This is a genomic window from Sphingomonas flavalba (assembly GCF_047553045.1).
Taxonomy (GTDB): Bacteria; Pseudomonadota; Alphaproteobacteria; order Sphingomonadales; family Sphingomonadaceae; genus Sphingomonas_L; species Sphingomonas_L flavalba_A.
In genome coordinates, this window is record NZ_CP180208.1 from 663337 (window position 1) to 674682 (window position 11346).

General features: G+C 68.4%; 10 protein-coding genes. 8 read left to right on the forward strand and 2 right to left on the reverse strand.

Features of this window, described 5'->3' with window-relative positions; all coding sequences use genetic code 11:
* Window positions 1–34: 34 nt before the first annotated feature.
* Window positions 35–2743 (reverse strand): LuxR C-terminal-related transcriptional regulator, encoded by a 2709-nt coding sequence (locus ACMT1E_RS03110; RefSeq protein ID WP_414902211.1) that lies wholly within the window; start codon window positions 2741–2743, stop codon window positions 35–37.
* 48 nt (window positions 2744–2791) lie between these two features.
* On the reverse strand, window positions 2792–3727 hold the full coding sequence (gene gcvA, locus ACMT1E_RS03115; RefSeq protein ID WP_414902213.1) for a transcriptional regulator GcvA: 936 nt from the start codon (window positions 3725–3727) through the stop codon (window positions 2792–2794).
* A 13-nt stretch (window positions 3728–3740) separates the two neighbouring features.
* On the opposite strand from gcvA, the gene ACMT1E_RS03120 reads away from it, so the two are divergent.
* From ACMT1E_RS03120 to ACMT1E_RS03155, 8 genes are all read left to right on the forward strand, one after another.
* Window positions 3741–3980 (forward strand): hypothetical protein, encoded by a 240-nt coding sequence (locus tag ACMT1E_RS03120; protein ID WP_414902214.1) that lies wholly within the window; start codon window positions 3741–3743, stop codon window positions 3978–3980.
* Entirely contained in the window at window positions 3970–5523 is a 1554-nt protein-coding gene (locus ACMT1E_RS03125; RefSeq protein ID WP_414902216.1) for a phytoene desaturase family protein, read from the forward strand. Before ACMT1E_RS03120 ends, ACMT1E_RS03125 begins: the two co-directional genes overlap by 11 nt.
* A 54-nt stretch (window positions 5524–5577) precedes the next feature.
* The gene (locus tag ACMT1E_RS03130; protein ID WP_414902217.1) at window positions 5578–6732 is read left to right on the forward strand and encodes a nitrilase-related carbon-nitrogen hydrolase; all 1155 of its coding nucleotides are present in this window, start codon (window positions 5578–5580) and stop codon (window positions 6730–6732) included.
* Between the two features lie 64 nt (window positions 6733–6796).
* The gene (locus ACMT1E_RS03135; protein ID WP_414902218.1) at window positions 6797–7057 is read left to right on the forward strand and encodes a hypothetical protein; all 261 of its coding nucleotides are present in this window, start codon (window positions 6797–6799) and stop codon (window positions 7055–7057) included.
* Window positions 7058–7077: 20 nt separating this feature from the next.
* A complete protein-coding gene (locus ACMT1E_RS03140; RefSeq protein WP_414902220.1) occupies window positions 7078–8550 on the forward strand; it encodes an aldehyde dehydrogenase family protein in 1473 nt (490 codons plus the stop codon).
* 19 nt (window positions 8551–8569) lie between these two features.
* The gene (locus ACMT1E_RS03145; RefSeq protein WP_414902221.1) at window positions 8570–9427 is read left to right on the forward strand and encodes an SDR family oxidoreductase; all 858 of its coding nucleotides are present in this window, start codon (window positions 8570–8572) and stop codon (window positions 9425–9427) included.
* Complete coding sequence (locus ACMT1E_RS03150) at window positions 9424–10167, forward strand: amino acid ABC transporter ATP-binding protein (protein ID WP_414902222.1); 744 nt, start codon at window positions 9424–9426, stop codon at window positions 10165–10167. Before ACMT1E_RS03145 ends, ACMT1E_RS03150 begins: the two co-directional genes overlap by 4 nt.
* Before the next feature lie 17 nt (window positions 10168–10184).
* Window positions 10185–11336, forward strand: a complete 1152-nt coding sequence (locus tag ACMT1E_RS03155; protein WP_414902223.1) for a fumarylacetoacetate hydrolase family protein — start codon at window positions 10185–10187, stop codon at window positions 11334–11336.
* The last annotated feature ends 10 nt before the right edge of the window (window positions 11337–11346 follow it).

Consider the following 11346-nt stretch of genomic DNA (forward strand, 5'->3'; position numbering starts at 1 on the left):
GCGGGTGGCCCTACCCGAACGGGTAGGGGCGCGGTCAGTCGATGCGGATCAGGCCGCGCTGGATAGCGGCCGAAACCGCCGCCGAGCGCGAATGGGCGCCAAGCTTCTCGTAGACCCGCTTCAGGTGGAACTTCACCGTGTTTTCCGACAGGTCAAGCTGGCGGCCGATGTCCTTGTTGGAGCGGCCGACACACAGCTGGCCGAGCACCGCCAGTTCGCGGCCGGACAGCGATTCACCGGTGGGCGGCGGCCGGGACGGCAGCGCCTGTCGCAGGCGGCGGGCATAGGCGCGCGCGCGATCGGGCAGGGCGGTGGCGCCGCCGCGCAGCGCCGCGTTGAGCAGCGGGTCGATCTCCACCGCCACGCCGGTGACGACACGCGGCACGTCGTGGGTGGCGGCGTAATCGAGGGCGGCGGCGATCGACGCCAGCATCGCCGGGGTCTCGCCGCGCAGCCGCGCCGCGCAGGCGAGCAGCGTGTCGATCCGGGCGACGTCGAGCGCGCGCTGCTGGCGCTCGGCGGTGGCGCGCAGCGGACGGAGCACCTGCAACGCCCGCGCCGCCTGACCGGTGCGCAGGTGAAGCTGGGCGACGGCGAGGCCGGCGGCGGTGCGGATGCGCCATTCGCTCGGCTGGTCCGGCCCGCGGGCGAGCGCATCGAAACCGCGGTCGGCGGCGAGGCGGGCGGCCCCTTCGACATCGCCGCGGGCGACCAGCGTTTCCAGCCGCCAGGCATCGGCGAGCGCGTCGAGCTGCGGCAGGCCGCGCCCGCGCGCCATGGCCTTGACCCGGTCGAACAGCGTGTCGAGCGCGGCGGCGTCACCCCGGCCGGCGGCGAGAAAGACGGCAGTGAAGCAGGCGACGGTCAGGATGTCGAGCCAGCTGTCGTGCGCCTCGAGCGCGTCGAGCGCCGAATCGACGCGGCGGCTGGCCTCGTCCAGCTCGTCACGCCAGTAGAGGATATGGGCGAGCAGGCTGTTGCCGACCGCCTTCAGTGCGCGATCCGAGCCGTAATTCTCCTCCGCCGTGACCAGCGCGGCGCGGAACGATGCCTCCGCCGCCTCGATCGCGCCGCGATAGAAATGGCTCTGGGCGAGGTGGAACTGGCAATAGGTGGCGCCAAGCGCGGAGCCGGCGGTTTCCATCGCCCGGATGCCGGCGGCGCTGGCGCGCTCTGCCAGCGCGAAATCGCCCGAGCCGAGCGCGCCGACCGCCACCGTCGCCTGCAGTGTCGCCCGGCCGAGATGGTCGGCCGGGGCGAGCCGGGCGATGCGCGCGTCGAGCGCCGGCATCCATGCCGGATCGTGCACTTCGTCGGCATAGGTGCGCAGCAGCGCGCCGAGGATCGCGTCGTCGCGATGCTCCTCCGCGCCACCGGCGAGCCGCCGCGCGCGGTCGATGCAGCGCCGGGCTTCGTCCACCTCGCCATATTTCAGGCGAAGATAGCCGTGGACGCGCAGCAATGCCGGTTCGCATTCGATCGCCGCCGGGTCGAACAGCGCCATCAGCCCGCGCGCGAAGCCGACGCCTTGATGCAGCACGATTTCCCAGCCGCCGGCCTGATTCACCAGCGCGACCGCCCCGGCGAGGTCCCCGGCGCGCTGGGCATGCTTCACCGCCTGCAGCACGTCGCCGTCGGCGGCGAAGCGGGTGGCGGCGCGGCGGTGCAGCCGGGTGGCGCGGGCCGGGTCGCGCTGCAACTGTTCGCGCAGGAAATCGGCGAACAGATGATGGTAGCGGAACCAGCGCCGCCCGGCGTCGAGCGGGATCAGCAGCGCGTCGAACCGGCCGAGCCGGGCCAGCGCCTGCCGGCTGTCGTCGCGCTCGCGCACCGCATCGGCCGCTTCGGCGTCGAAGCTGTCGAGGATCGAGGTTTCGACGAGAAAATCCTGAAGCTCCGGTTCGAGGTCGCCGAGCACCTGTTCGAGCAGGTAGCGGCCGATCGCGTCGGTGCGGCCGCTGAACGCGCCGATTTCTCCGCCGCGGGCGGGGTCGCGGTCGATCCACAGCTTGGCGAGTTGCAGGGCGACGGCCCAGCCTTCTGTACGGGCGTGGATGCGGGCGAGGTCGTCGCCGTCCAGCCGGCCTTCGAAGATCGTCGCCGCTTCCGCCACGGTCAGTGCCAGCATGGATGCATCGACGGTGGCGACCAGCCCCTGCGCCTCCAGATCGGCGACGCGCAGGTCGGGCCAGTCGCGGGTGCTGATGACGACGTGCAGCCCGGTCGGCACGGCGCGGACCAGATAATTGACCGCGCTGTCGACCTCCGCCGAGCGGACGCGGTGATAATCGTCGAGGATGACGATGACCGCCGCCGGCTCCCGCTCGATCGCGTCGCGCAGCGCGTCGCGGCGATAGGCCGCCTCGCTGAACGACGGTGCCTGGCTGGTCGCCGCCGGATCGACCGCGATCCCCGCCGCCTGAAAGGCGAGGGCGAGATTGGCGAGGAAGCGGGTGATTTCCCCGTCATCTTCGTCGAGGCTGAGCCAGGCGACCTTGATCCCGCTGCGCGCGCGCAGCCGTTCGAACCACTGGCCGAGCAGTGTCGTCTTGCCGAATCCGGCGGGGGACCGGGCGATGGTGATCAGCGCGCTGAGCGATGTGTCGAGCTGACCGAGCAATGCCTCGCGCACCGAGGCGACGATCCGCTGCCGGGGCGGGCGCGTCTTGCCGACCAGCATCGCGGGCGCCGCCGACGGCGGCGCCGTGTCCGACCCGATCGTTCTGGTCCCTGCTTTTTTCATCCTGCCCCACCCGACGCTAACCCGATCGCGGCCGGAGGGAAAGATGCGTCATGCGACGGCCGGCGGCCCGAATTCCTTCACCTGCTCGGCGATCCAGAGCTTGAACGCCTGAATCTTCGGCAGGTTGGCCATGCGTTCCTGGCACAGCAGGTAATACCCATGTTCGGCCGGGACATAGGCGTCGAACGGGCGGATCAGCGCGCCGCTGGCAAGATAGTCATGGGTCAGCACGCTGCGGCCGAGGGCGATGCCAAGCCCGGCGGCGGCGGCCTGGAGCGCCATGTGCGAGTGGCTGAATGCCGGGCCGTGCGGCGGTGAGATATGGTCGGCGCCGACCGCGCGCAGCCAGCTGGCCCACGACATCTGCATGTCGTCGTGGATCAGCGCATGATCGCCAAGGTCGGTCAGTTCGCGCAGCCCGCCGACGGCGTAACCGGGGCTGCACACCGGAAAAACCTGTTCGTCGAACAGTTTCAGTACCCTGAGGCCCGGCCATTTCGCCCGGCCATAGCGGATGCGCAGGTCGACCCAGTGCGGCCCTTCCTCCCCCACGACGCGGCCCTGATCGTCGATCTGGTTCTGCGAGGTCAGCCGGATCGTCAGTTCGGGATGGCGTTCGGCGAAGGAGCCGAGCCGGCCGATCAGCCAGTTGACCGCGAAGGATTCCGGCACGGAGATGCACAGCGATTCCTCCGTCGTCTTGCCGCGCACCATCTGGGTGACCGAATGCAGTTCGTTCAGCATCGCGCGGACGAAGGCGAGGTAGGTTTCCCCCTTCTGGGTCAGCCGCACCTCGCGCTTGTGGCGTTCGAACAGCGGGAAGCCGAACCATTCCTCCAGCGAGCGCACCTGATGGCTGACCGCGCCCTGGGTGACCGACAATTCGTCGGCGGCGCGGGTGAAGTTGCCGTGGCGCGCCGCCGCTTCGAACGCGCGCACCGCGTTCAGGGGAGGGAGCCTGCGCGGCGAGTGGGGTGGAACCATACCGGATACCGTTTTGCCAAAGGAGCTGCGCGCGACCGTGGCGCGCACGCCATTTTGTCACGGCTTCCCCCCCGGCCGTCAAGCGCGGCGGCGGATCGATGAAGTCATCCATGACGACCATGAAAAACATTGGTTTGACCTGGCCCGCCTGTTCCCCGCACCTCCTGCGGGGACGGAAGCGGGAAAGGGCGGTGGCCCGTCCCGGCCGGAAAACAGAAGCGTTGGGATTGAGGCGTTCGGCAATGTCTTGTGATGCGGATATCATCGTCATCGGCGGCGGCCATAACGGGCTGGCCTGTGCCGCGCAGCTGGCGCGCGCCGGCCTGTCGACGATCGTCGTCGAGGCCAATGACTGGATCGGCGGGGCGACCGGCACCCACGAGGTGACCCTGCCCGGTTTCAAGCACGACCTGTACGGGTCCAGCCATGTCTGGATTCACGCCAACCCCTATTTCCGCGAGCTGCTTCCGGAGCTGGCTGAATTCGGGCTGGACTATATCTGGGCCGACGATGCGATCACCGGCCACCCGACCGCCAACGGCCCCGGCATCATCGTCTACCGCGACGTCGAGCGGACCTGCGAGAGCATCGCCCGCTATTCCGCCGCCGACGCGCAGCGTTACCGCGAGATCTACGACGGCTTCATCGAGATCCGCGACGGCTTCGTGAAGGGCATGTTCTCTCCGCCCGCGCCGCCGAGCTACCTGCCGAGCGCGATGGAGAACAGCAGCGAAGGGCTGCGGATGCTACGCGACTACAACCTGAGCGCGCGGGCCTTCGTCGAGGAGAATTTCGAGCACCCAGAGGTACGCAACGTCATCCTCGGCTGGGCGCTGGCGCCGCAGATCACCCCGGACCAGGAGGCGGTCGGCCAGACATTCTACATCATGATCCCCGGCCTGCACGAATACGGTCAGGCGATTCCGCGCGGCGGCAGCCAGATGCTGTCGGAAGCGCTGGCCGGTTATGTCCGGGCGCATGGCGGGCAGGTGCTGACCGGCACCGGCGCCGACGCGATTTTGGTCGAGGACGGCACGGCGCGCGGCGTCCGCCTGACCGATGGCCGCGAACTGCGCGCCGCAAAAGCGGTGGTCAGCTCGCTCGATCCCAAGCAGACTTTCCTGAAGCTGATCGACCGCGCCTATCTGGACGAAGCCACGGTGCGCAATGCCGAAGCCTTCTCGTTCGGCGCGATCGGCGTGTTCCGCGCCCATTACGCGGTCAACGAACCGCCGCGTTTCCTGAACGGCGAGGAGATGAGCGCGACGGCGTTCCAGCGCATTTTCCATTCGGTCGCGGAAACCTGTGACCATTATGCCGACATCGCACTGGGCGTGCCGCCGAAGAACCCGTTCATCTGGACCGCCTGCTGGACGTTGCAGGACCCGTCGCGGGCGCCGGAGGGCAAGCATACGCTGATCATCGACACCTTCGTGCCGAACCGGCTGGCGGATGGCCGGTCGTGGGACGCGGTGAAGGACGAATACGCGGCGCTGCTGCTCAAGCGGTTGCGCGACTACACCGACAATATGGGCGACGAGAATATCCTCGCCAGCTATGTCGACACCCCGCTCAGCATCGAGCGGGCCAATGCCTGCCTGATCGGCGGCGCCAGCACCGGCGGCGAGCGAACCCTGTCGCAGACCGGCTATTTCCGGCCGGTGCCGGGGTATTCGCAATATCGCGGGCCGGTACCCGGCCTCTACCTGACCGGCGCGTCCTGCCACCCCGGCGGCGGCATCACCGCGATGGGGATGGTGACCGCCAACGAGATACTCGACGACCTCGACCAATAACCGGCCGCGCGCCCGCGCGCGCCGCAAACGCCACCAGATGACGCAGAGGATAAAATGACGGGCAAGATCAAGAAATATACCGGGCTGGTGATCCAGCCGCATGTGAAGGTGGCGGAAACGCGCGACGAGATCATGATCAACCTCGATCGCGTCTGCAAGATGATCGATTTCGGCGTCGGCTATAACTGGGAATTGCCGGCGAAACTGGTCGTGCTGCCCGAATATTTCCTGCAGGGGGTGACGACGCCGGGCAAGGGCGAGCACGGCCTGGAAGAGTTCATGAAAAAGGCGATCACGATCCCCGGACCGGAGATCGAGATCCTCGCCAGGAAGGCGAAGCAGTACGGCATCTATATTTCCGGCGGCGGCGTCGTCGAACAGCTGCCCGAATTCCCCGATCGCTGGTTCAATGCCGCCTTCATCATCGGCCCCGATGGCGATGTGATCCTGAAATACCATAAGTGGCACGTGCCGGCGTTCATCGGCCTTGGCACCAGCCCGCACGACATGATCGACGAATATGCCAAGCATTATGGCGGCGACCTGAAGAGCCGTTTCCCGGTCGTCGATACCGAGATTGGTAAGCTGGGCACGATGACCTGCCACGACGGCGCGACGCCGGAGATTGCCCGTGCGCTGGGCTTCAACGGCGCCGAGGTAATCTGCCACCCGACCGCCCAGCAGGAGTTCGAGGGGGTCAGCGAGCCGTGGGATTTCTGGACTTTCACCCGGCGGGCGCGGGCGCACGACAATATGTGCTACATCCTCGGCTCGAACTGGGGGTCGGTCGAATATGACTATTATCCCCACGCGTTCTGCGCCGGCAATTCGTTCATCATCGACTATATCGGCAACCTGGTCCGCCGCGCGCCTTACCCGGCGGAGCAGGTGATTGGCGCGCCGATCGACATCGAGGCGCTGCGCGAACACCGGTCGCGCATCTCGCACAACACCTGGGTCGACGTGCGCGCCGAGATTTTCAAGGAAATGTACGAGGCGCCGATCTACCCGGCCAACCTGTTCCCGGTCGGGCGGCCGCCGCGCAGCCTGACCGAGAAGATCAATGGTGCGAAGGCGGCGCTGAAGACGCTGTACGAGCGCGGCACCTTTACCCCGCCGCACGGGTTGAGCGTTGCCGACATGGCCGACGAACTCGACCGGCGGGTCGACCACGCCCACAGCATCGGCACGCTGCGGAAGATCGATTGAGGCAAGGGGCGCGCGGCCCTGGCGACCGGCCGCGCGGTCCCGCCACCGGGCAGGAGGGGCGGTGATGAAGGTAGTGAGCAAGCTGGTCGAGCTGGATTTCGAGATCAGCCGGATCGAAAGGACCGCCAACGGCATCGTCATCCTGAACGATCCGGGCAAGGCGATGGCGACCAAGGTGCATGTGTCGGCGGAGGACGCCGTTTCCATCGCACGGGTCGTCCTGACCAGCCCGGCGGCGCTGTTCTTCATGGTCAGTTTTCCGTTTAGCGTGCTCCGCCGCAAGCTGGGCGGCGGGAAGAAGACGCCCCCGGCGAAGAAACGTTGAGTGGACGGGAAAGTGCGACGATGACCGACAGGGTGAACGCCTTTCTGGCCCGGACGCGGCCGATGCTGATCGGCGGCGAATGGGTGGGCGCGGCCGGTGGCGACACGATCGACGTGCTCGACCCGGCGACGGCGGAGCGGATCGCGACGATCGCCGCCGCTGGCCCGGCCGAGATCGACGCCGCCGTTGCTGCCGCCGCCGCCGCCTTTGCCGCGGCCGAGTGGCGCGGGCTGCCCCCGCACCGACGCGCCGCCGTGCTGTGGCGGATCGCCGACCTGCTGGAGGCGCATGCCGAGGATCTGGCGCTGCTCAACACGCTGGAAAACGGCAAGCCGCTCCATGCTTCGCGCGGCGGCGATGTGCCGGCGGCGGCCAGGACCTTCCGCCATTATGCCGGGCTGTGCACCGCGCTTGCCGGCGAGGCGCCGGTTCTGTCGGCCGACCCGGCCAATTTCCATGTCTACACCCGGCGCGAGCCGATTGGTGTCGTCGGCCAGATCACGCCGTGGAACGGGCCGATCGTCGCGTTGTCGTGGAAGCTGGCGCCGGCGCTGGCCGCCGGTTGCGCGATCGTGTTCAAGCCGGCGGAGGAAACGCCGCTGACCGCGCTCTATATCGGCGAACTGCTGCTGGAGGCGGGGGTGCCGCCGGGGGTGGTCAACATCGTCCCCGGTCATGGCCACACGGCGGGCGCGGCGCTGTGCGCGCATGACGGCGTCCGCAAGATCGCCTTCACCGGATCGACCGAGGTTGGCAAGCGGATCGTCGCCGCGGCGGCCGGAAACCTGAAGAAGGTATCGCTGGAACTGGGCGGCAAGTCGCCGCTGATCATCTTCGCCGACGCCGATCTCGATCGTGCGATTCCGGCGGCGGCCAACGCCATTTTCTTCAACGCCGGGCAAGTGTGCATCGCCGGATCGCGCCTCTATGTCGAGGCGCCGGTCTACGACCAGGTGGTCGCCGGCATCGCCCGCATCGCCGATGGGATGAAGGTCGGCCCCGGTTTGGCGGCCGACACGGCGATGGGGCCGGTGGTGTCCGAAAAGCAGATGGAGCGCGTGCTCGGCTATATCGCGCGCGGGCGCGACGAGGGCGCGCGCGTGGCGGCCGGCGGCGCGCGGCAGGGGGACAGGGGCTATTTCGTCCGCCCGACGGTGCTGACCGACGTACGGCGCGGGATGAGCGTGGTGGACGAGGAGATTTTCGGTCCTGTCCTGTGCGCGATGAAGTTCGACGCGGCGGAAGAGGTGGTGGAGAAGGCAAACGACACCGAATACGGGCTGGCGGCCAGCATCTGGACCCGCGACATCGGCCGCGCCCACAAGACGGCGGCCCAGGTCGAGGCCGGGCTGGTGTGGATCAACTGCCATGCGGTGTCGGACCCCGGCATCGCGTTCGGCGGGTTCAAACAGTCGGGCTGGGGACAGGAAAACGGCTGGGCCGGGCTTGAACAGTATACCGAGACCAAATCCGTGATTGCGCGGCTCGACTGAGGTGGCGGGGCAGGCGGCCATGAAGACGGTTCTCGTCACTGGGTGCAGTTCCGGCTTCGGGGCGCTGACCGCGCGGGCCTTTGCCGAAGCCGGTTACCGCGTTGTCGCGACGATGCGTGACCCGGCCGGCACCGATCCCGGCATTTTCGCCGGGGCGGGGACAATAGAGGTCCGCGCGCTCGACGTGACCGACGGCGACGATGTCGCTGCCTGCGTCGCCGCCGTGCTGGCCGACCATGGCCGCATCGACGTGCTGGTCAACAATGCCGGCGTCCACCTGCTCGGTGCGGTCGAAGACATGGCCGAGGCCGATCTGGAAACCGTGATGCGGACCAATTTCTTCGGCGTGCTGGCGCTTAGCCGCGCGGTGCTGCCGGCGATGCGGCGGTCGGGCGGCGGTCATATCCTGACCGTGTCGTCGGTCGGTTCGCGCGTCGGCCGGGTGATGGACGGCATTTATTGCGCCAGCAAGGCGGCGGTGGAGAGCGCGCTGGAGGCGATGTGTTACGAGGTGGCGCGCTTCGGCGTCCGGGTGGCGGTGGTCTGCCCCGGCGCGTTCAGGACCGGGATCGACCGCAATTTCACCCTGTCCGACGCGCAGGCGCGCTCACCCTATGCGGCGCTGCAACGGTACCGTCTGGAACGCGTGCGCGAGGCGTGCCGTGACGGCGGCGACCCGGCGGAGGTGGCGGCGGCGCTGCTGCGGATCGCCGGCGATCCGGCGCCGGCCTTCCGCCATCTGGTGGGTGACAAGGCGATCGCGCTGGATGCGGCGCTGTCCGCCGCCGACGGCGAGGCGCGGGCTGAGCTGCTGACCCGCTTTTCCGGCATCGGCTGGTGGATCGCCGGCGCGGCCGGGCCGGAGGCGGAACGGTGAGCGCGCCGGAAACCGCCGTCCGCATCGCCGGGCTGAACAAATGGTACAACGACCAGCACGTGCTGAAGGATGTCGATCTGCACGTGACCACGGGCGAGCGGGTGGTGATCTGCGGCCCGTCGGGATCGGGCAAGTCGACGCTGATCCGTTGCATCAACGGGCTGGAGACGGCGCAGTCGGGGACGATGGTGGTGGCGGGGCGCGAGATCAACGGCCCGCGCGACGTGCGGGCGGTGCGGCGCAGCGTCGGCATGGTGTTTCAGCAGTTCAACCTGTTCCCGCACCTGACCGTACTGGAGAACCTGATCCTGGCGCCGCAAATGGTCCGCAAGGTGCCGCGCCCCGCCGCCGTTGAGCTGGCGATGGAGTATCTGACCAAGGTGCGGCTTGCGGATTTTTGCGAGCGTTACCCGGCGCAACTCTCGGGTGGGCAGCAGCAGCGCGTCGCCATCGCCCGCGCGCTGTGCATGCAGCCGAGCATCATGCTGTTCGACGAGCCGACATCCGCCCTCGACCCGGAGATGATCGGCGAGGTGCTGGAGACGATGACCCACCTTGCCAATTCGGGGATGACGATGCTGTGTGTCACCCACGAAATGGGTTTCGCCCGGCGGATCGCCAGCCGCGTGCTGTTCATGGACGACGGCCGGATCGTCGAGGAAAGCGAACCGGCGCGCTTCTTCGACGCTCCGCAGACAGACCGTCTGAAACGTTTCCTCTCCCAGGTTTCCCTGGCCTGACCGCGAAGGATTCTGCGATGCGCAACCGCGACCTGCTCCCCGTCGACCTGCACCGCGCGCTGCTTGTCGGCCGGTTGTGGCTGGACGGCGCCCCCCGGCTGATCGCGGTGCGTGCCGGTGAGGCGATCGACATCAGCGGGCTGGCGCCGACGATGAGCGACCTACTCGATATGGACGATCCGGCGGCGGCGGTGCGCGCGGTGCGCGGTAGCCCGATCGGCGCGATCGACGATATTCTTGAACGCAGCACGCCGCGCCGGGCGGCGGCGGGGCCGTTCCTGCTCGCGCCGTGCGACCTGCAGGCGATCAAGGCGGCCGGCGTAACCTTCGTGTCCAGCATGATCGAGCGGGTTGTCGAGGAACGTGCCGGCGGCGACGCGGCGCAGGCCGAGCAGTTCCGCGCCGCGCTGGTCAGCGAACTGGGCAGCGAGTTGCGGGCGATCCGGCCGGGCAGCGCGGAGGCGGCGCGCGCCAAGGCGCTGCTCAGCGAGCGCGGGCTATGGTCGCAATATCTGGAGGTCGGGCTGGGGCCGGACGCTGAGATTTTCTCCAAGGCGCAGCCGATGTCGGCGGTCGGCTTTGGTGCGCATATCGGCATCCACCCGCGGTCGCGCTGGAACAACCCGGAGCCGGAGGTGGTGCTGGCGGTGTCGAGCCGGGGACAGGTGGTCGGCGCGACGCTGGGCAATGACGTCAACCTGCGCGATTTCGAGGGGCGCAGCGCGCTGCTGCTGTCGCGCGCCAAGGACAATAATGCCTCTTGCGCGATCGGCCCGTTCATCCGCTTGTTCGATGACGGGTTCGGGCTGGACGACGTCCGCGCCGCCGACCTGATGCTGACCGTCGACGGGCCGGACGGTTTCCACCTGTCGGGCGAAAGCTCGATGCGGCAGATCAGCCGCGACCCGCTCGACCTGGTGGCGCAGACGATCGAATACCACCATTTCCCCGACGGCTTCGTGCTGTTCTGCGGCACGCTGTTCGCGCCGACGCAGGACCGCGATACGCCGGGTGGCGGCTTTACCCACAAGATCGGCGATGTCGTCGAGATCCGTTCGCCGTTGCTCGGCACGCTACGCAACACGGTGACGACCAGCGACCTGGCGCCGCCCTGGACGTTTGGCACGCGCGCGTTGATGGCCAGCCTGGCCGGGCGGGTGAACCCGTAGAAATTGTAAT